Below are 20,810 nucleotides of genomic sequence, written 5' to 3' on the forward strand. Positions count from 1 at the left end.
CCCGACGGGCCGGCGTTTGCTGGCCCGTCGCCGTTTTGCCGCCTGCCGTTTTGCCGCCTGCCGTTTTGCCGCCTGCCGTTTTGCCGCAGGGCGCGAGCCGGGGCTTGACTCTGGAGTTGGATCAAGGCTCTAGACTTGCGCCATGAACGCCCAAGCCAGCTCCCTCACCATCGGTGCCGTCGCCAAGCGCGCCGGCGTGGCCATCGACACCATCCGCTATTACGAGCGCGAACGGCTGTTGCCCGAACCGTTGCGGCGCGCCTCGGGGTATCGCAGCTACGGCGAGGGCGCGGTGGTGCAGTTGCGCTTCATCCGCCGCGCCAAGGAGCTGGGCTTCACGCTGGAAGAGATCCGCGAGCTGCTGGCCCTGTCGGCCGATCGCCAGCATGGGGTGAAGGCGGTGAAACAGCGCGCGCAGCGGCGGCTGGCGGCGATCGAGCAGCGCATCGCCGAACTGCAGCGCGTGCGTGACGGACTGGCGCAGCTGATCGCATCGTGCCCCGGGCATGGCAAACCGGAGCAATGCCCGATCCTGCGCGCCTTGGGCGACGAGGAGGTGAAGGCATGAGCGGACAGGATTCCTGCTGCGCGGGCGGCGACAAGCCGATGGCCGGCGCGGCGATCGACCCGGTATGCGGCATGACGGTGGACCCGGCGACGGCGAAGCATGTCAGCACGCACGAGGGGCAGACGTTTCATTTCTGCGGCGCGGGCTGCAAGGCGAAGTTCGACGCGTCGCCGGCGACGTACGTGACCGCCGGGCAGAAGCTCGCGGGAAGCTGCTGCGGTGGCAAGCCGGCGGCGGATGACCACGCGAATCATGATCACGTCCACCACGATCATGCCCATCACGACCACGCTCACCAAGATCACGCGCATGCGCACGGGGTGAAGGACCCGGCGTGCGGCATGACGGTGGATCCGCAAACGGCGAAATACCACGCCGACCATGGCGGACAGAGCTACCACTTCTGTTCCGCGCGTTGTCGCGAGAAGTTCGTGGCCGACCCGTCGGCCTACCTCGGCGAACGCCAGCCCGCAGCGCCGGTGCCGGCCGGCACCATCTACACCTGCCCGATGCACCCCGAGATCCGCCAGGTCGGCCCTGGCCATTGCCCGATCTGCGGCATGGCACTGGAACCGCTGATGCCGACGCTGGACGAAGACGATGGCGGCGAGCTGGCGTCGATGACGCGGCGCTTCTGGTGGCTGGTGGTGTTGACCGTGCCGACCTTGCTGGTGGCGATGGGGCCGCACCTGTTCGGCTGGCACCTGCCCGCACCATGGGACGGCGTGGCGGCCTGGACCGAGGCGCTGCTGGCCAGCGTGGTGGTGCTGTGGGGCGGCGCGCCGTTCTTCGTGCGCGGCTGGCGCTCGCTGAAACCCTGGCGTCCGAACATGTACACGCTAATCGCGCTGGGCACCGGCGTGGCATGGCTGTACAGCGCGGTGGCGTTCCTGCTGCCGGACATCTTCCCGCAGGGTTTCCGCGACGCCGGCGGCCGGGTCGCGGTGTACTTCGAATCGGCAGCGGTGATCGTCACCCTGGTCACGCTGGGCGATTTCCTGGAACTGCGCGCGCGCCGCCGCACCGGTGCGGCGCTGAAGGCACTGCTGGGACTGGCGCCGAAGACCGCACGCCGGATCGCCGCCGACGGCAGCGAGGCTGACGTGGCGCTGGAGGAGGTGCAGGCCGGCGACGTGCTGCGCGTGCGCCCCGGCGAGAAGGTGCCGGTCGATGGCGTGGTGCTGGAAGGCGAGAGCCACGTCGACGAGTCGATGCTCACCGGCGAACCGATGCCGGTGGCCAAGGCAGCGGGTGACCCGCTGACCGGCGCCACGGTGAACCAGGACGGTGGCCTGACCATGCGTGCGCAGAAGGTCGGCGGCGAGACCATGCTGGCGCAGATCGTGGCGCTGGTGGCCGCCGCGCAACGCAGCCGCGCGCCGTTGCAGCGTGTGGCCGACCAGGTGGCGGCGTGGTTCGTGCCGGCGGTGGTGGCGGTGGCCGTGGCAGCGTTCGCCGTGTGGGCGACGGTGGGGCCGGAGCCACGCCTGACGCACGCGCTGATCGCCGCGGTGTCGGTGCTGATCATCGCCTGTCCGTGCGCGCTGGGCCTGGCCACGCCGATCTCGATCATGGTCGCCAGCGGCCGCGGCGCGCAGCACGGCGTGCTGTTCAAGGACGCCGGCGCGATCGAAACGCTGCGCGACATCGACACCTTGGTGGTGGACAAGACCGGCACGCTGACCGAGGGCAAGCCGGCGCTGACCGAACTGGTGATCCTGGGCGGCCAGCCGCGCGAACGGTTGCTGGCGCTGGCTGCGGCGCTGGAGCGGCCAAGCGAGCACCCGCTGGCGCGCGCGATCGTTGTCGCGGCGGAAGCCGAAGGCGTGCCGACGCTGGCGGCGACGGATTTCCGCTCGCTCACCGGCCGCGGCGTCGGTGCCAGCGTGAATGGCAGCGCGGTGGCGCTGGGCAACGCGAAGCTGATGGCCGAAGCGGACGTTGCGATCGGCGCGGACGCCCATGCCCGCGCCGAGCAGTTGCGCGGGCAGGGCGCCACGGTGATGTTCCTGGCCGTCGACGGCGCGCTCGCCGCCTTGCTGGCGGTAGCCGACCGGATCAAGCCGGGCACCCCTGCCGCGATCGCCGCGCTGCATGCGGCTGGCCTGCGCATCGTGATGCTCACCGGCGACAACGCCACCACCGCGCAGGCGGTGGCGCGCACGCTGGGCATCGACGAAGTGCACGCGGACGTCTCGCCGGCCGACAAGGCCGCGGCGGTGGGCGCGCTGTGCAGCGAAGGCCACCGCGTGGCGATGGCCGGCGACGGCATCAACGACGCGCCGGCGCTGGCCGCGGCGGACATCGGCATCGCCATGGGCAGCGGCACCGACGTGGCGATGGAAAGCGCGCAGGTCACCCTGGTCAAGGGCGAGCTGGGCGCCATCGTGCGCGCGCGCAAGCTGTCGCAGGGCACCGTGCGCAACATCCACCAGAACCTGTTCTTCGCCTTCATCTACAACGCGGTCGGCGTGCCGCTGGCCGCCGGCGTACTGTACCCGTGGTTCGGCATCACCCTCTCGCCGATGATCGCCGCGCTGGCGATGAGCCTGAGTTCGGTGTCGGTGGTCAGCAACGCGCTGCGCTTGCGCGGACGGGCGGGGTAGCGCGCCCGCGTCGGGGTGGTGAGGCCGGCCGCCGTGGCGCAATCGGCGCAGATGGGCGGGGCGGGCCATGACTTCCGGCGCTACCGGATGGCCTTGGCGGGCGCGATCATGCCGGTTTGCCGCCACGCTTGGCGTGGCGGCCGCCCAAGGAGAAGTTGCGTGCGCAAGTCCCTCGTTTCCGCCATTACCCTGGCGCTTGCCGTGTCCGCCGGCAGCCTGCTTGCCGTGCCGGTGCAACCGGCCGCGACCACATCGTCGCTCGCGCCCACCCAGTTGCCGCGCAACGTGCGGCCGCTGCATTACGCCGTCGGCATCACGCCGCATGCGGACAAGCTGAACTTCGACGGCCACGTGGTGGTGGACGTCGAGGTGCTCGCGCCCAGCACCCGCATCACGCTCAATGCGGAGGGCATGAGGTTCTCGTCGGTGACGCTGGCGCCCGTGGCGGGCAAGGGCGCGGCCATGCCCGCCAAGGTCGCCGTGGATGCGAAGGCGCAGACCGCCACCTTCAGCTTCGCCAGACCCGTCGCGCCCGGCAGCTACCGGCTCACGATGGACTATGTCGGCACCATCGGCACCCAGGCCAACGGCCTGTTCGCGATCGACTACCCCAGCACCTCCGGCACCAAGCGCGCGCTGTTCACCCAGTTCGAGAACTCCGACGCGCGCCGCTTCATCCCCTCGTGGGACGAGCCTAACTACAAGGCCAGCTTCGACCTCGCGGTCACCGTGCCCACCGGCGAGATGGCGGTGAGCAACATGCCGGTGGGCACGAAAACGGCGCTGGGCGGCGGCCTGGAGAAGGTCACCTTCCGCACCACGCCGAAGATGTCCACCTATCTGCTGTTTTTCGGCCTGGGCGATTTCGACCGGGCCACCACCATGAGCGACGGCACCGAAATCGGCGTCATCATGCAGAAGGGCAAGGCGGCGCAGGCGGCCTTCGCGCTGGATTCGGCCAAGGCGGTGCTGCACGACTACAACGACTACTTCGGCATCAAGTACCCGCTGCCCAAGCTGGACAACATCGCCGCGCCGGGCAGCAGCCAGTTCTTCTCGGCGATGGAGAACTGGGGCGCGATCTTCACCTTCGATTACGCGATGCTGCTCGATCCCTCGATCTCCACCCAGGGCGACAAGATGCGGGTGTTCAGCGTCGCGGCGCACGAGATGGCGCACCAGTGGTTCGGCGACCTGGTGACCATGAACTGGTGGGACAACCTGTGGCTCAACGAGGGCTTCGCCTCGTGGATGGAGGCGCGCGAAACCGAACAGCGCCATCCCGAGTGGCATACCGCGCTGGACGCGGTGCGCGTGCGCGAGGGTGCGATGTCCGCCGACGCGATCGCCTCCACCCATCCCATTGTGCAGAAGATCGCCACGGTGGAGCAGGCCAGCCAGGCCTTCGACACCATCACCTACTCCAAGGGCGAGTCGGTGATCCGCATGCTGGAAACCTATGTCGGCCCCGAGGCCTGGCGCCAGGGCGTGCACAACTATCTCAAGGCCCACGCCTACGGCAACGCCGTGTCCGACGACCTGTGGCACGCGATGGACGGCGTGGCCGACGGCAAGCCGATCACCCAGGTGGCGCACGATTTCACCCTGCAGCCGGGCGTGCCGCTGATCAAGGTGGATTCCGCCACGTGCAGCAACGGCGCGACCACCCTCAAGCTCAGCCAGGGCGAGTTCACCAAGGATCGCCCAGGCAAGCCGCCGCTGCGCTGGCACGTGCCGGTGATCGCCGCGGTGGTGGGCAACGCCGCGTCCAGCACGCTGGTGGATGGCGCCGCCACGCTGAAGCTGAAGGGCTGCGGCCCGGCGCTGGTGAACGCGGGGCAGACCGGCTACTACCGCACCCTGTACGCGCCGGCGCAGCTCGCCGCGCTGAAGCAGGACTTCAACCAGCTCGCGCCCATCGACCAGCTCGGCCTGATGAGCGACACCTGGGCCGAAAGCATGGCCGGCCTCGAGCCGGTGTCGGATTTCCTCGACATGGCCAAGGCCACGCCGGCCGACGCCGCGCCGGAAATCTGGGCGGAAGTGGCGGGCAGCCTGGAAGGGCTGGACGCGTACTACCGCGGCGACAAGGCGCGGCAGGGCCGCTTCCGCGCCTATGCCGTGGCGCAGCTCAAGCCGGTGTTCGCGCGCGTGGGCTGGGACGCCAAGTCGGACGAGAGCAGCTCGACCACGCTGCTGCGCACGCAGCTGATCGGCGCGCTGTCCGCGCTGGGCGATGCGGACATGCTGAAGGAAGTGCGCCGCCGCTACGACGCGCAGGCCACCGACCCCAAGGCGGTGCCGCCGGCGCTGCGCAAGACCATCCTCGCCATCGTCGCGGAGCATGCGGATGCGGCCACCTGGGACAAGCTGCACGCCCAGGCCCAGGCGGAGCAGTCGCCGATGATCAGGGATCGCCTGTACAGCTTGCTGTCCTACGCCGACGACAAGGCACTGGCGCAGCGCGCGCTGGATCTCGCGCTCACCAATGAGCCGGGCGCCACCAACAGCGCCGGCATGATACGCGGCGTGTCCTGGCAGCACCCGGAGATGGCCTACGACTTCGCCGTGGCGCATCGCGCGCAGGTGGACAAGCTGGTCGACTCCACCTCCAGCAGCCGCTACTACCCGTCACTGGGCGGCATGTCGTTCGACCCGGCGATGATCGGCAAGATCAAGGCCTACGAGGCCACGATCGATCCCTCCGCGCGCCGCCCGGCCGAAGCCGTGATCGCCAACATTCAGTACCGCACGATGATCCGCAAGGATCGCCTGCCGGCGGTGGATGCGTGGCTGGCCAAGAACGGCGGTTGAGGGGGCGAGTCGTGAGGTAGGCGGGGTCAGGTGCCACGGAAGTGAACCTGACCCCGTTTTCGTTCTGCAAGTAGTGATCGACGGCGCCGATGGCGACGACCGGGTGATTCTGGCGGCACTGGAAGAAGTGGCTCGCGCGCGCAACATGAGCCAGCTGGCGCGCGACGCCGGGCTGACGCGCGCCGGGCTCTACAAGGCACTCTCCGGCGAGGGCCGCCCCAGCTTTGCGACGGTGACACGGATCCTGCATGCCATGGGCTTGCAACTGACGACCAAGCCGCTGGCGGCGTGAATCACGCGGGGCCGGCCACGGCCAACGGGGCTGTGCGATGGGCGCCAGCGTCGAATCCGTCCGAAAAAGAAGCTGGGCACCGATTTCAGCGCCTTGCTTCTTCGCAGGCATCTACGACGCGACTAGTTTCGTAGAGTGCAGGCAAATCCAGACTTTTCACCCGGAACTGGCTGCGCGCCTTGGTTTTCGGCTTGCCGGTCGAGATGCCTTCCAGCTTGATGCCGGGGTCGTAATAGACCCTGCCTTCGTGGACGGCGTGCAGGAACCGGCTGAACTCTGCGCCTTCGCCGAGCAGGATGCCGCGACCGAAACGATATTGGCGCTCGCCGGTCTTGCTCGCTTGAGACGGCACGAAAGCGGCGTGGGCGTGCTTGGTCTTCCAGTGGTCGAGCAGCTTCGCGAACGGCCAGGAGGCGGCCACATCGTCCTTCCCGTCGAGCAGTTGAATGGCGCCGGCGGATGCGTATTTGCGGGTTTCGGCGTTGAAACCATCCAGTACCAAGCGCAGGCCGGTGCGGTTGTGTGCCTGCACACCCGCTTTGTAGATGCCGCCGAAGTTGCGGCGATCTTCACGCCCCTTGGTGTCCGCGTAGCCGTAACGCCGAATGAAGTCGGACACGCCATGCTCGCCGTAGTAGCCGGCCGTCGGGTCTGGTGTGAACAAGGTGACGATGCTGGAACCGGGCTTGTCGGCATTCGGCACCTGTCGCGCCTTCACTTCCCAGCCCCGAAAATCCGGCAGCGCGTAACCGTTGGATCGGATGCCCAACAGCGATTCCAATGTGTTGCCGTTGCAGTTCGATGCATTGCAGGGAACCAGCTTTCCGTTCTTGTCCAGGCGGGTCGAAGGAACCCAGCCGCGCCGATGGATGCGGCACAACTTGGCCATCAGTTCGAGGAAACCGTTACCAGTGTCCTGGCCGGGCATTGGCAAAATGTTGAGCAAACCGTAAGCGTCTCGCGGTTCGCCAGCGCGAATTTCTTTCGCTGCCGGCGACTCCGGCGGCAAGGTGATGCCAAAAACCTTGACTCCATTGCCGAGGCCGAACATGAGGATACGGTTGGGCACTTCGCCGCGTTTTTCCTTCACCCATAGCGTGGTCGGCGGATTCTTGCAGCCTTGCAGGAAGCCGGAGAAACGCACTTCGGGATATTGCGGGTAGAAGATCAGTTGCGCCTTCGGCGCATGCTGTGTCTGGCCGTTTTCGTCCAGCCAGTAAAAATCCAGTGCGGAACGGAACACCGCTTCCTGTTTGCCACTTTTCTCCGAGGTGGAAACGTGGGCTGTCACTTCGCCGGACGGAATCTTGCCGAGCTGGGACAAATCATTGGCTAGATAGACTTGATTCTTGCTGTTCGCGTTCTTGGGCAAGACTTTGTAGAGCACTTCAGTCGCGCCATTGTCGCGGAGCATGCTGAACACGGCAGCAAGGTCGATCCCCGACAGCCACTTGTCCGCATCATCAGACCTTGCCATTCACGTTTTCCCTCTCGGAGTATTTGCGGATTGTAGCCGCAAGCTTCGCGAGGCTGTGATCGTCCAGCTCGCAAGACCAGATGGTTAGTACACGCCAGCCAAGCTCCTCCAGTTGTTGCCTGACCTTGGCATCACGAGCCACGTTGGTGGCGAACTTTTCGCACCAAAACGCGGCGTTGTTCGTCGGTGTAGTGGCGTAGCGGCAGCCTCCGTGCCGGTGCCAGAAACAGCCATGCACAAATACGGCGGTGCAGTATTTCGGCAGCAGCAAGTCAGGCTTGCCGGGCAGCTTGGCATGCAGCCGGAAGCGCAGCCCGGCGCGATGCAGGAAACTGCGCACAATTCGTTCAGGCTGGGTGTCCTTGCCACGGATGCCAGCCATCATCCGGCTGCGTGTGGCCGCATTCACTACATCCATGGCAATCAGTTCAACGCCCGAACCTGCCCGGCCTTGCGCATGAAGATGGGATAGCTTGCTTCAATTACGCCATCGCCGTATTCGGCAAACATGTCCGCCAGAATTGCGCTGGCCTTTTCGCATTCGGTTTGCGAGAAAAGCGGCTTGTCATTGGCGAGATTGATGATGCTTTCCGGTGCGTCTTCCGCGTGGAAAAGGAGGTCGCGGTTCGCCATTTCGGCGAACCAGACCAGCATGCCATCCGGGTTGTTGCGGTCATAGGCGGGAATGCGTGAAGCGTTCATGCGCTTTCTCCTTCATGTAGCAAAATGGACTTTTGCCTTGCCAGTTCAGGGTCGATCAATTCCAGAATGCGCGGTTTCATGACGCGGGCAACTTCGCGCATGACCGGCATGACCACACTGTTGCCGAACTGCTTGTAAGCCTGCGTATCGCTGACCGGAATGACGAAGTCGTCCGGGAACCCCATCAGGCGAGCGCACTCGCGCGGCGTAAGCCGGCGCGGGCGCTTGCGCGGGCCTTGCGAAACGAGGATTTCCGAGCCGTCTTTGTAGTAGCGGGCGGACAAGGTACGCGTCACGCTGTCGCCCGTAACGAGGCCGAAGCCGAAACCATTGCCCGCGGCGCGGTGCTTTTCGGCATAGGCTTGCAGGTACGCCCACAGCTTCGGCGTGAGCGTGTAGCGATCGTCCACCTTGGCTTTCGCCCCTGCGGTGTAATGCGCTTCCGGCTTCTCGCTGCCGTCCTGCGGATGCAGGATTTCCTTCAGGGTCGGCTTGTGCTCGGGCAGCAGCATGTCGTCAAAGGTGAAGTCGGTCTTTTCGCGGAAGCCGACGATCAGGATGCGCTCGCGGTGCTGAGGAACGAAGTGCGCGCCGTCCACCACCCTGCATGTGATGTGGTAGCCGAGTTCTTCCTCCAGCACCTTCTTGATGACGCGGAAGGTGTTGCCCTTGTCGTGGCTGACCAGATTCTTGACGTTTTCGAGCAGGAACGCCGCCGGGCGCTTCTCGGCGATGATCCGCGCCACGTCGAAGAACAGGGTGCCCTGGGTCTCGTCGGCGAAGCCGTGAGCACGCCCCAGCGCGTTCTTCTTGCTCACGCCGGCGATGCTGAAAGGCTGGCAGGGGAAGCCGGCCAGCAGCACGTCGTGGTCGGGGATGTCGCTGGCATCGACCTTGGTGATGTCGCCTTCCAGTGCATGCGCCGCTTTCGGAAAGTTGGCGAGGTAGGTTCTTTGCGCGTACGGATTCCACTCGCTGGTGAACACGCAGCGCCCGCCGTGCGCCTCGAAAGCCATACGGATGCCGCCGATACCGGCGAACAGGTCGATGAAGCGAAAGTCACCGTCTCCGCTCTGCGAGGGATCAGCCAGCGGCAGCAGGCGTTGGCGGATGGCGTCGACGGCGTAGGGCGGTGGGTCGGTCTCGCCGATCTCCCAGCGGCGCAGGGTGCGCGTGGTGATGCTGAGCGCTTGCGCCAACTCGGTCTGGTTGTAGCGGCCCCGGAGGGTGGTCAGAAGCTGGCGAACGTCTTGCATGGGCTGGCTCTACGCGGGACGGATTGCGGACAGTATGTCCGATTTTCGTCTCAAAAGCCGAGATGCGATTTGACAACGTGGTCGGGTTCGGAAACGGAGTCGCGGAAACGGAGCCGGGTTCACTTGTTTTGCTCCGTTTTAACTCGCGGCTGCTCCGATGGCCTCCAGTGCCGCCGCGATGTTTCGCCGCGGCGTGCCGATGTTCATGCGCATGAAACCGCTGCCGCCGGGGCCGAAGTCGGTGCCGGGGTTCAGGCCGAGCCGGCAGCGGTGGATGAAGAAGTCGCGCAGCGCCGCGTCGTCCATGCCCAGTGCGCGGCAGTCCAGCCACAGCAGGTAGCCGGCTTCGGGGGGCGCCAGGTGGATTGAGGGGAGGCGCGTGCGCAGGTAGTCGGCGACGAAGTCGCGCGTGCCGGCAAGATAGGCGAGCAGGGCATCGAGCCACGGGCCGCCGCCGCGCCATGCGGCCTCGCCGGCGGCGATCGCGAAGGGGTTGGCGTCACCCAGGTGCAGGGTCGCGACCGTGTGCTGCAGCGCTTCGCGCTGGTCGGGGCGCGGCGCCACCATGACGGCCAGCCCCAGCCCTTGCAGATTGAAGGTCTTGCTGGGCGAGAGCAGGGTGATGACACGATCATCCGCCTGCGCGACGCTGCCCATCGGGTGGTGGCTGGCGCCGGGCAGCGCGAGGTCGCCATGCACTTCGTCGCTGATGATGGTGAGGTCGTGCTTGCGTGCGATGCGGAGCACGTTGGCGAGTTCGTCCGGGTGCCATGCCCGGCCGACCGGGTTGTGCGGGTTGCACAGCAGCAGGGCGCGCGCACCGTCGCGGGCCAGCTGCTCCAGCTGCGCGAAGTCCATCGCGTAGCGGCCGTCGGTTTCTCGCAGCGGGTTGTGCAGCAGGCGCCGCCCGCTGTCCTGCACGGCGCGGAAGAAGCCGTGGTACACCGGTGGCTGCACGATCACCGCGTCGCCCACGGCGGTGCAGGCCTGCACCGCGGCCGACAGCGAGGCCAGCACGCCGGCGGCCGGCACCAGCCAGGCGCGTTCGACCTGCCAGCGGTGGCGGCGCCTGCACCAGTCGAGCAGCGACTGGTACAGGCTCTCGGGGTACTGCGTATAGCCGTAGATCGGATGCCGCGCGCGAGCGATCACGGCCTCGCTCGCACAGGCCGGCGCCGCGAAATCCATGTCGGCTATCCACAGCGGGTTGACCGCATCGCTGCCGAATTTTTGCCGGCGGCCGTCGAACTTCACCGCGTGGGTGCCGTGGCGGTCGATGGGCTGGTCGAAGTCGAAAGTCATCGACGTCCTTGCACAACATGTTGAACGGCATCCATGCCAGCTTCGCGGGTGCGCGAGGCATGGGCGCTGGAGCGAAGGGGCTTGGGCACGGCGGGGTGCTGCGGCCAGCCCGGACCCTCTCCCCCGGCCCCTCTCTCGGTGGGAGAGGGGAGTAGAGCGACGCGGGCCGAGCGGTTCACGCGCGTCGCCGCCACAGCGTCACCTCGGACAAGGTGTGCTGGAACTTGCGCCGCGTCTCGCGTATCACGAACGGCACCGACTGCGGCTCGCCCAGCCGCTGGAAGTGCGTGCCCAGGATGGCGTCCAGCCCGTCCAGCGTGGTGAAGCTCTCGCCGTCCTTCTTGAAGCCGCCCAGCCAGTCCACGCGCGGGGTGTGCTCGGTGAGCCAGGTGTAGGGCGAGGTGATCATCAGGACGCCGCCGGGGTTCAGGCGCTCGTGGATGGCTTCGAGGAACTGCGCGGGGTTGTACAGGCGGTCGATCAGGTTGGCGGCGAGGATGAAGTCGTAGCCGGTGAATTGCGGTTTGAGGTTGCAGGCGTCGCCCTGCCAGAACTCCACCTTGACCGCGACGTCCGCGAGGCCCAGCTCGGCGAGGTTGCGTGATTTGTATTCCACCAACTCGCCTTCGTCGGTGAGCAGGTAGCGCAGGCTGTCGCCGCGCGCGAGCAGCGCGCCCTGGCCGATGAAGCGGGCGGAGAAGTCCACGCCGGTGACGTGGTCGAAGTGGCGCGCCAGCTCGAAGGTGGCGCGGCCGGAGGCGCAGCCGAGGTCGAGCGCGGCGCGCCGCGGCGCGTCGCCGAGCGCGCCCATCGCCAGCTCCACCAGCGCCTTCGGGAAGTTCGCTACGCCGAAATAGCTGTCGCCGTAGTGGAACTCGGCGTATTCGCTGAGCAGCTTGTCGCTCTCGTAGTGCGAGGCGGGCGCGGCTTTCATGTGCTTCGACACCACGTAGCGGAAGCCCGCGTGCTGGAAGAAGTGGCGGCGGAAGGCGTAGCGCGAGGCGGGCTCGGCCTCGTTGCCAGTGGCGATCCACGAGCCGCCCTTCATCAGATTGTGGCGGCCGTCGAAGGTGGGCGTGGTGAAGTCGTCGTAGATCGGGTGCACCTGGAAGCCCTCGAACGGGTAGATCGGGGTTTCCGTCCACTGCCAGGCGTTGCCGGTGACGTCGAAGAATTCGCCCTGGGCGAAATGGTTCACCGGGCACGACGAGGCCCAGTGGGCGAGGTTGATGTTCGCCTCCGGCGTCTTGCCGTCGGGCACGCCGCGCCGGCTTTCGGCGTGGAGCCGATACCACTCGTCCTCGGTGGGCAGACGCACCGGCTGGCCGCTCACCGTGGATTTCCAGCGGCAGAACGCCTTGGCCTCGTGGTAGTTGGTTTCCACCGGCCAGTTCCACGGCATCGCCACCTCCGTGGTCATCAGGCGCAGCTTCCAACCGTCCTGCGAATGGCGCCAGAAGGTGGGGTGCGTCGCCTTGGCGAAATCGCGCCAGGCGCGGCCTTCCTCGTCCCAATGCGCGTCCTTCGCGTAGCCGCCGTCCTCCACGAAGGCGAGGAATTCGCGGTTGCTGACCAGCATGCGGCTGGCCTCGAAGGCCGGCACCTCGGCCTCGTGGCAGCCGTATTCGTTGTCCCAGCCGTAGATGGCGCTAGTGATCTCGCGGCCCAGCGCCACCTTGTCGGCCGGTACTTTCACCAGCGTGTTTTCCGGCGCCTCGCCGGTCTGCGTGCAGGGCTGCCACGCGGGGTGCGGTTTCACGTAGGCCAGCTTGTGCTGGCGGATCAGCACCGAGGAGGTTTCCAGATGGATGCGCTCGTGCTCGATGCCCATGACGATGGCCCACCACGGGTTGTCCCAGCCGATGGGCGTGGCGAGCGGCGCGTGGTCGATGAGGTCGAGCACCAGCGCGCGCACCTTGGCGCGATAGGCGCGCACCTCGTCGATGCCGGGCCAGTCGTAATGCGTGGTGTCGAGGTCGTCCCAGCTCATCTCGTCCACGCCGACGGCGAAGATCGACTCCAGGCGCGGGTCGAGGCGCTCGTCGATCAGGTGCGCCAGCAGCAGCTTGTTGACGAAGAAGGTGGCGGTGTGGCCAAAGTAGAAGATCAGTGGGTGGCGTAGGGTGATCGCCGGCTCGTACCAGGCTGCGTCCACCGCCAGCGTTTCGAACAGCGACTCATAGCGGTCGAAGGTGCTGACGAAGTAGTCGCGAAGCACGGCGCGCAGGCGCGCGGGGTCGGCTTCATGCAGGTTGGGCGTGCGCGGCAGCGCGGTGGTGGCTGCGCGGGGCGCAGGCTCGGCGAGCGTGGAAGCGTTCAAGGCGATACCTCTCGATCCCGGGGAAACAGACGGCGCCTGGAGCCTGCATTCTGGCACGCGGACTGCCGTGCGGCCCGATGGGCTTGCGCGTCACGTATACGTAAGGCGCGCCGTCACGGATTCAATGGCACCATTCCTGCAGTCATCCCTGATCGCGAGAGCTAGACGGGCGGCCATCCGTGGCCGCATTCCTCAAACGAAGAGCCCCGCGCAAGGCGGGGCTTTTGCTGAAGCCTCTCTTCCGCTTGCGGACGCGGGGAAGGGCCATGGATGGCCCTGCCATGAGGAGCGAGGAAGAGAGGACTGGAGAGAGGGTGTGGGTGTCTGGCGAAAAGCTGCCCTCTCCCCCGGCCCCTCTCCCGCGATGCGGGAGAGGGGAGTAGAACATCACGCCTCTGCTTTTTCCTTGTACGCCTCCACCGGGATGCAGGCGCACATGATGTGCTTGTCGCCGTAGACGTTGTCCACGCGCGCCACCGGTGGCCAGTACTTCTGCAGCTTCAGCGAGGGCAGCGGGAAGGCGGCCAGCTCGCGCGGGTAGGCGTGCGTCCACTCGCTGGCGCTCACCGCGAACGCGGTGTGCGGGGCGTTGCGCAGCGGGTTGTCGTCGCGGTCGAGCTTGCCTTCCTCCACCGCGCGGATCTCGTCGCGGATCTGGATCATGGCGTCGATGAAGCGATCCAGCTCGTACCGCGATTCGCTCTCGGTGGGCTCCACCATCAGCGTGCCGGCCACCGGGAAGCTCAGCGTGGGTGCGTGGAAGCCGAAGTCGATCAGGCGCTTGGCCACGTCCTCGGCGCTGATGCCGGTGGCGTCCTTGAGCGGGCGCAGGTCGAGGATGCACTCGTGCGCGACCAGGCCGTTGCGGCCGGTGTAGAGGGTGGGGTAGTGCGGCGCGAGGCGCTTGGCGATGTAGTTGGCGTTGAGCATCGCCACCTGGGTGGCCTTGCGCAGGCCCGCCGAGCCCATCAGGGTGATGTACATCCAGCTGATCGGCAGGATGGAGGCGCTGCCGAAGGTGGCGGCGCTGACCATTGCGCCGTGGCCGGTGCCCTGCGTGCGCGCGCCCTCGTTGCCGAGCGCGCCCGGCAGGAACGGCGCGAGGTGCGAACGCACCGCGCACGGGCCCACGCCCGGGCCGCCGCCGCCGTGCGGGATACAGAAGGTCTTGTGCAGGTTGAGGTGCGAGACGTCCGAACCCCACTTGCCGGGCTTGGCCAGCCCCACCAACGCGTTCATGTTGGCGCCGTCGGTGTACACCTGTCCGCCATGCTGGTGGACGATGTCGCAGATGGCGACCACGTCCTCCTCGAACACGCCATGGGTGGACGGATAGGTGAGCATGATCGCGGCGAGGTTGGCCGCGTGCTTCGCGGCCTGCACGCGGATGTCCTCCACGTCCACGTTGCCGTTGGCGTCGCACTTGGTGACCACCACCTTCATGCCGCACAGGTTGGCGGAGGCCGGATTGGTGCCATGGGCGGATTCGGGGATCAGGCAGATGTCGCGATGGCCTTCGCCGCGCGCGGCGTGGTAGGCGCGGATCGCCAGCAGGCCGGTGTATTCGCCCTGCGCGCCGGAGTTCGGCTGCAGGCTCACCGCGTCGTAGCCGGTGATTTCCACCAACTGCGCTTCCAGCGAGCTGATGAGTTCCCGGTAGCCTTCGGTCTGTCCGGCCGGCGCGAACGGATGGATGTTGGCGAATTCCGGCCAGGTGATCGGAATCATCTCGGCGGTGGCGTTGAGCTTCATCGTGCACGAGCCCAGCGGGATCATCGTGCGATCCATCGCCAGGTCCTTGTCCGCCAGCGAGCGCAGGTAGCGCAGCAGTTCGTGCTCGCTGTGGTGGCTGTTGAACACGGGATGGGTGAGGAAGGCCGAGGTGCGCTGCAGCGCCTGCGGGATCAGCGACGGCGCGCTGGCATCCAGCGCGTCGATGCTGGGCAGCTTCGCGTCATCGCCGCCAAAGATGCGCCACAGCAGCTCGATGTCGGCGCGCGTGGTGGTCTCGTCCAGCGAGATGCACAGGTACTCGCCCCAGGCCTTGCGCAGGTTGGCGCCCAGCGCCACCGCGCGCGCCGCGATGGCGTCGGTGCGCTCGCCGGTCTTCAGGCTGATCGTGTCGAACGCGCTTTCATGGTGGCTGGTGGTGAAGCCGAGCTGCGCCAGGCCGGCCTTGAGGATCGCGGTGAGGCGCGCCACGCGCGAGGCGATGCGGGTGAGGCCTGCCGGACCGTGGTAGACGGCGTACATCGAGGACATCACGGCCAGCAGCACCTGCGCGGTGCAGATGTTGCTGGTGGCCTTCTCGCGGCGGATGTGCTGCTCGCGCGTCTGCAGGGTGAGGCGGTAGGCCTGGTTGCCCTCGGCGTCGATGGACACGCCGATCAGGCGGCCCGGCATCGAGCGCTTGTAGGCATCGCGGCAGGCCATGAAGGCGGCGTGCGGGCCGCCGAAGCCGAACGGCACGCCGAAGCGCTGCGTGTTGCCGATCACGATGTCGGCGTCCATCTCGCCCGGCGACTTCAGCAGGGTCAGTGCCAGCAGGTCGCTGGCGAAAATGGCCAGCGCACCCTTGGCATGGACTTTGGCGACTTCGTCGCTCCAGTCCATCAGCCAGCCGCTGCTGGCGGGGTACTGGATCAGCGCGGCGAAGTAGTCGTCGGCGGCGATCGCGGCGTCCCATTCTTCGGCGGAGTTGGCCAGCGTGATCGCCAGGCCCAGCGGCTCGGCGCGCGTGCGCATCACTTCGATAGTCTGCGGATGCGTGTCGCCGGACACCACGATGGTGTTGCCCTTGGCCTTGGCCGAACGCTTGGCCAGGGTCATCGCCTCGGCCGCCGCGGTGGCCTCGTCCAGCAGCGAGGCGTTGGCGATCTCCATGCCGGTGAGGTCGGCGCACATGGTCTGGAAGTTGATCAGCGCCTCCATGCGGCCTTGGGAGATCTCCGCCTGGTAGGGCGTGTAGGCGGTGTACCAGGCCGGGTTCTCGAGGATGTTGCGCAGGATGACGTTCGGCGTGTGGGTGCCGTAATAGCCTTGGCCGATGAAGCTCCTGAACACCTGGTTCTTGCCGGCGATGGCGCGGATCTTCGCCAGCGCATCCACTTCGCTCATCGCGACAGGCAGTGCCAGCGGCGCGGCGGACTTGATGCTGGCGGGCACGATGGCGTCGGTGAACGACTCCAGCGAATCGTGGCCGAGGAGGCGCAGCATCTGCGCGATTTCGGCATCGTCGGGGCCGATGTGGCGGCCGATGAAGGCGTCGTGCTGTTCCAGCTCGCGCAGGGAAGGGGTGGTCTGGTTCATGGCATGGGGCGTCCGATAATGGCTGATGAAGGCCGGCGTGCATGCTGCACGCGAAGCGCCCCTCTGTCCTTTTGCCTGAGAGTTTGGAAACGCGCTGGCGCGTCTCTTGCCCCTTCGGCGGCGGATCGAACCGCTCTCTCCAGAGTGCTGTACGCAGGATGGTATGGGGCCTGAGCGATTACGGGCGTTGCGCCTTCGGCAGTGGCGCGCGCGCCACTTCTCCCACCCTGCGTTTCAAGCCGGCAATTATACAGGCAGCCACGTGCGCGGTTGCGCGGGCGTGGCAACGGATCGGCGCGACAAAAACGAAGCCCGCCTTGCGGCGGGCTTCGTTTACAATTGGTGCCCAGGAGAGGACTCGAACCTCCACGGTTTTACCCGCTAGTACCTGAAACTAGTGCGTCTACCAATTCCGCCACCTGGGCAGGTGTCGCGCGAGCCTTGCGGGCTGCGTGAGCCGCGTAGACTAGGGGGCGTCCCAGGCCTTGTCAACACTTTGTTGACGGCCTTATCCAAATCGCCGTGCCGGCCCCGGCGCGGCACTCGACACAAGGCAATTTCGTGACCAAGAAAAACAAGGATGGCAAGCTGGCGGGCGTCCGCGCGCCAGCCAGAAAGAAAACTTCCACCGGCCAGCGCACTGCATCACCGGCCAGCCGCCATGATGTGGCGCGCGACCCTCAGGCCGACCGCGAGGCCAAGCGCTACGAGCGGCCCATTCCCAGTCGCGAGGCGATCCTTGCCCTGCTGGAGGCGCGCGGCGCGCTGCTGACCGAGGCGCTCATCGCCGAGGCGCTGCAGCTTTTCGATGACAGCGACCTGTTCGCGCTGCACAAGCGCCTCGGCGCGATGGTGCGCGACGGCCAGCTGCTGCTGGGCCGGCGCGGCGGCTACGCGCCGGCGAAGAAGCTCGACCTGATCCCCGGCGTGGTGCTGGCGAACGCCGAAGGCTACGGCTTCCTGCGTCCCGACGAGGGCGGCGAGGATCTTTATCTTTCGCCGCAACAAATGCGTGGAGTACTGCACGGCGACCGCGTGCTGGCCAGCGTGGTGGGCGTGGATCGGCGCGGCCGGCGCCAGGGCGCGATCGCGGAGGTGTTGCAGCGGCGCTCGCCGCGGCTGGTGGGACGGGTGGTGGTGGAGAACGGCGTGACCCTGGTGACGCCGGACGACCGCCGCCTGCACCAGGACGTGATGATCGCGCCCGGGCAGACGCTGGGCGCCAAGGCCGGCCAGATCGTGGTGGCCGAAATCACCGATCCGCCGACGCCGCAGCGTGGCCCGCTGGGCGCGATCCGTGCCGTGCTGGGCGAGCGCCTGCAGCCGTCGCTGCTGATCGAAATGGCGATCGCCAGCCACAACCTGCCGCACGAGTGGCCGCCCGAGGTGTTGCGCGATGCGGCGGAGGTGGAACCCGTGGTCGCCGCTGCCGAGCGCGAAGGGCGGGTCGACCTGCGCAAGCTGCCGCTGGTGACCATCGACGGTGCCGACGCGCGCGACTTCGACGACGCCGTGTACGCCGAGCCGAAGCGCGGCGGTGGCTGGCGGCTGGTGGTCGCCATCGCCGACGTGTCGCACTACGTGCCGGTGGGCAGCGCGCTGGACAAGGAAGCGCAGGAGCGCAGCACCTCCACCTATTTCCCCGGTTTCGTGGTGCCGATGCTGCCGGAGACGCTCTCCAACGGCATCTGTTCGCTGAACCCCAAGGTCGACCGCCTGTGCATGGTCTGCGACATGGTGGTGGACGCCGGCGGCGCGGTGGCGAAGTCGAAGTTCTACCCCGCGGTGATGCGCTCGCATGCGCGGCTCACCTACGACCAGGTGTGGCAGGCCGTGGGCTTGCGCGAGGCCGGCGCGCTGGATCAGGTGCGCGACGTGCTGGCGCAGCTGGAAAACCTGCACGCGCTGTACCAGGCGATGGCCGCGCAGCGCAAGGCGCGCGGCGCCATCGACTTCGAGACGCCGGAGGTGAAGTTCCGCCTCGACCAGCGCGGCGAGGTGGAATCGGCCGGCGCCACGGCGCGCAACGATGCGCACAAGCTGATCGAGGAATGCATGATCGCCGCCAACGTGCAGGCGGCGTTGTTCCTGGAGAAGAAGAAGATCCCGGCGCTGTTCCGCGCGCACGAGCCGCCGCCGGCGGAGAAGTATGAGGATCTGCAGCAGTTCCTGCGCGAATTCAAGCTGCGCATGCCGCCGGTGGCCGATGTCACGCCGGCCGATTTCTCCGAAATCCTGCGCATGGTGGCCGCGCGCCCCGAGCGCGAACTGATCCAGAGCGTGCTGCTGCGCGCGCAGAGCATGGCCGCGTATCAGCCGGACAACCGCGGCCACTTCGGCCTGGCGCTGTCGGCCTATGCGCACTTCACCTCGCCGATCCGGCGCTATCCCGACCTGCTGGTGCATCGTGCGATCCGCTACGCGCTCACCGGCGGCAAGCCCAAGGACTACACCTACAGCCCCGCCGAGATGGCCACGCTGGCGCTGCATTGCAGCCAGCGCGAACGCCGCGCGGAAGAGGCCGAGCGCGACGTGGACGAACGCTACAAGTGCGCGTGGATGGCCAAGCACGTAGGCGAGGAATTCGCTGGCGTGGTCACCGGCGTCACCTCGTTCGGCTTGTTCGTGGAGCTGGACGAATCCAAGGTGTCCGGCCTCATCCACATCAGCCAGCTGCGCAACGACTACTACCACTTCGATCCGCAGCGGCACCTGCTGAAAGGCGAGCGCACCGGCGCGCAGTTCCGCCTGGGCGACCACCTGCGCGTGCAGGTGCTGCGCGCCAGCCTGGAGGATCGCAAGATCGACTTCCGCCTGGCCGAGCCACGCGCGCCCGCCGCGCCGCCGCCGCGCCCGGGCAAGGCCTACGACTATGCCGCCACGGGCGAACGCTACTCGCTGCCGGGCAGCAACCCGGCGTCGGGCCTGGTGGGCAAGGCCGCCAAGGCCATCGGCAAGCTGTTCAGCCGTCGCCGCGACGAAGCCCCGACGGCTACCGTGCCGCCGGCGCGCGATAATCCGCCGCCGGCCGCGACGCGCCCGGCCCGGCCGGCGGTGAAGAAGGCCGCGAAACAGACCACGAAGCAAGCGACGCCGGCAGCCGCCAAACCGCGCAAGCCGGCGCGCTCCCCCAAACCCAAAGGCAGGCAATGAACGAACACTGGATCGTCGGCATCAACCCGGTCGACGGCGCACTGGACAACGACGCCGCGCGCGTGCGCGAGCTGCTCATCGAGAACGGCCAGCGCAACCCGCGTGTGCACGAGCTGGCCGAACGCGCGAAGACGCTGAAGATTCCTGTGCATCACCGCCCGCGCGAGCAGCTCGACAAGCTCGCCGGCGAGGCGCGCCACCAAGGCGTGGCGGCGCTGTACGAAGCGCCCGCGCTGGCGACGGAAGGCGACCTGCCGGAGCTGCTGGAACAGGCCGGCGGCGAGGCGCTGGTGCTGGTGCTGGATGGCGTCACCGACCCGCACAACCTCGGCGCCTGCCTGCGCAGCGCCGCCGCGGCCAAGGTCACCGCGGTGATCGTGCCCAAGGATCGCGCGGTGGGCCTCACCCCGGTGGTGCGCCGCGCCTCGGCCGGCGGCGCGGATCGCGTGCCGCTGGTCGCCGTGACCAACCTCGCGCGCACGCTGAAAGTGCTGAAGGATACCGGCGTGTGGATCACCGGGCTGGCCGGCGACACCGAGTCACCCATCTATGCCATCGACTTCAAGGGGCCGGTGGCGCTGGTGCTGGGCAGCGAGGGCGAAGGCATGCGCCGGCTCACTCGCGAGCACTGCGATTTCGTGGCAAAAATCCCGATGCCTGGCGTGATGGAAAGCCTCAACGTGTCCGTGGCGACCGGTATCGTCCTGTTCGAGGCCTTGCGGCAGCGGAGTGCAAAGCGATGAACCTTCTCTGGTACGACTGGGCCGGCTATGCCGGCGTGTTGCTGGTGCTTGGCGCGTTCTTCCTGCTGCAGTCGCGCAAGCTGCACGGCAACGGCCTCGTTTATCAGCTGATGAATGCACTGGGCGCGCTGGGCGTGATGCTCTCGCTGCTGTTTGGCGAGCACAACTGGCCGGCGTTCATGCTGGAGGTGGCCTGGGTCGCGGTCAGCGTCTATGGCATCGCCCGCGAGGTGCGCCGGCGTGGCGCCGAACCGCAGGTTTGATCCCG

General features: G+C 67.4%; 14 protein-coding genes, 1 tRNA gene and 1 riboswitch. Of the genes, 7 read left to right on the forward strand and 8 right to left on the reverse strand.

Features of this window, described 5'->3' with window-relative positions; all coding sequences use genetic code 11:
* The first annotated feature begins 142 nt into the window (after positions 1-142).
* The 4 genes from AC3WQA_RS01550 to AC3WQA_RS01565 all read left to right on the forward strand — a co-directional run bounded on the left by AC3WQA_RS01550 (position 143) and on the right by AC3WQA_RS01565 (position 6,280).
* On the forward strand, positions 143-568 hold the full coding sequence (locus AC3WQA_RS01550) for a heavy metal-responsive transcriptional regulator (protein ID WP_492673359.1): 426 nt from the start codon (positions 143-145) through the stop codon (positions 566-568).
* Positions 565-3,174: a heavy metal translocating P-type ATPase gene (locus tag AC3WQA_RS01555; RefSeq protein ID WP_492673360.1), complete on the forward strand. Its 2,610-nt coding sequence runs from the start codon at positions 565-567 to the stop codon at positions 3,172-3,174. Before AC3WQA_RS01550 ends, AC3WQA_RS01555 begins: the two co-directional genes overlap by 4 nt.
* A gap of 159 nt (positions 3,175-3,333) precedes the next feature.
* A complete protein-coding gene (locus AC3WQA_RS01560; RefSeq protein WP_492673361.1) occupies positions 3,334-5,988 on the forward strand; it encodes a M1 family metallopeptidase in 2,655 nt (884 codons plus the stop codon).
* Between the two features lie 73 nt (positions 5,989-6,061).
* A complete protein-coding gene (locus AC3WQA_RS01565; protein WP_492673362.1) occupies positions 6,062-6,280 on the forward strand; it encodes an addiction module antidote protein in 219 nt (72 codons plus the stop codon).
* Between the two features lie 85 nt (positions 6,281-6,365).
* On the opposite strand, the gene AC3WQA_RS01570 is transcribed toward AC3WQA_RS01565, so the two are convergent.
* The 8 genes from AC3WQA_RS01570 to AC3WQA_RS01605 form a co-directional block, all read right to left on the reverse strand.
* Positions 6,366-7,757 (reverse strand): MvaI/BcnI family restriction endonuclease, encoded by a 1,392-nt coding sequence (locus tag AC3WQA_RS01570; RefSeq protein WP_492673363.1) that lies wholly within the window; start codon positions 7,755-7,757, stop codon positions 6,366-6,368.
* Positions 7,744-8,175 carry a very short patch repair endonuclease gene (locus AC3WQA_RS01575; protein ID WP_492673364.1) on the reverse strand — a complete coding sequence of 144 codons (432 nt, stop codon included), beginning with the start codon at positions 8,173-8,175 and terminating at the stop codon, positions 7,744-7,746. Before AC3WQA_RS01575 ends, AC3WQA_RS01570 begins: the two co-directional genes overlap by 14 nt.
* Positions 8,176-8,180: 5 nt before the next feature.
* On the reverse strand, positions 8,181-8,459 hold the full coding sequence (locus AC3WQA_RS01580) for a hypothetical protein (RefSeq protein ID WP_492673365.1): 279 nt from the start codon (positions 8,457-8,459) through the stop codon (positions 8,181-8,183).
* Positions 8,456-9,715, reverse strand: coding sequence for a DNA (cytosine-5-)-methyltransferase (dcm, locus tag AC3WQA_RS01585; RefSeq protein WP_492673366.1), 1,260 nt, complete (start codon positions 9,713-9,715; stop codon positions 8,456-8,458). Before dcm ends, AC3WQA_RS01580 begins: the two co-directional genes overlap by 4 nt.
* Positions 9,716-9,853: 138 nt before the next feature.
* The gene (locus AC3WQA_RS01590) at positions 9,854-11,017 is read right to left on the reverse strand and encodes a MalY/PatB family protein (RefSeq protein WP_492673367.1); all 1,164 of its coding nucleotides are present in this window, start codon (positions 11,015-11,017) and stop codon (positions 9,854-9,856) included.
* Between the two features lie 175 nt (positions 11,018-11,192).
* Entirely contained in the window at positions 11,193-13,337 is a 2,145-nt protein-coding gene (gene ovoA / locus AC3WQA_RS01595; RefSeq protein ID WP_492673368.1) for a 5-histidylcysteine sulfoxide synthase, read from the reverse strand.
* A gap of 387 nt (positions 13,338-13,724) precedes the next feature.
* Positions 13,725-16,646 (reverse strand): aminomethyl-transferring glycine dehydrogenase, encoded by a 2,922-nt coding sequence (gene gcvP / locus AC3WQA_RS01600; protein ID WP_492673369.1) that lies wholly within the window; start codon positions 16,644-16,646, stop codon positions 13,725-13,727.
* A gap of 53 nt (positions 16,647-16,699) precedes the next feature.
* A riboswitch (glycine riboswitch) is annotated at positions 16,700-16,799 on the reverse strand.
* A 187-nt stretch (positions 16,800-16,986) separates the two neighbouring features.
* A tRNA-Leu gene (locus tag AC3WQA_RS01605) sits at positions 16,987-17,071 on the reverse strand.
* A 136-nt stretch (positions 17,072-17,207) separates the two neighbouring features.
* Here AC3WQA_RS01605 and rnr point away from each other — a divergent pair.
* Genes rnr through AC3WQA_RS01620 form a run of 3 tightly spaced genes read left to right on the forward strand, consistent with a single transcriptional unit; the run spans position 17,208 to position 20,805 of the window.
* Positions 17,208-19,799: a ribonuclease R gene (rnr, locus tag AC3WQA_RS01610; protein WP_492673370.1), complete on the forward strand. Its 2,592-nt coding sequence runs from the start codon at positions 17,208-17,210 to the stop codon at positions 19,797-19,799.
* Positions 19,796-20,542 carry a 23S rRNA (guanosine(2251)-2'-O)-methyltransferase RlmB gene (gene rlmB, locus AC3WQA_RS01615; protein ID WP_492673371.1) on the forward strand — a complete coding sequence of 249 codons (747 nt, stop codon included), beginning with the start codon at positions 19,796-19,798 and terminating at the stop codon, positions 20,540-20,542. The genes rnr and rlmB overlap by 4 nt, the downstream gene beginning before the upstream one ends.
* Entirely contained in the window at positions 20,539-20,805 is a 267-nt protein-coding gene (locus tag AC3WQA_RS01620; protein ID WP_492673372.1) for a CBU_0592 family membrane protein, read from the forward strand. Before rlmB ends, AC3WQA_RS01620 begins: the two co-directional genes overlap by 4 nt.
* The last annotated feature ends 5 nt before the right edge of the window (positions 20,806-20,810 follow it).

The sequence above is a fragment of the Rhodanobacter sp. FW106-PBR-R2A-2-24 genome, from assembly GCF_058789615.1.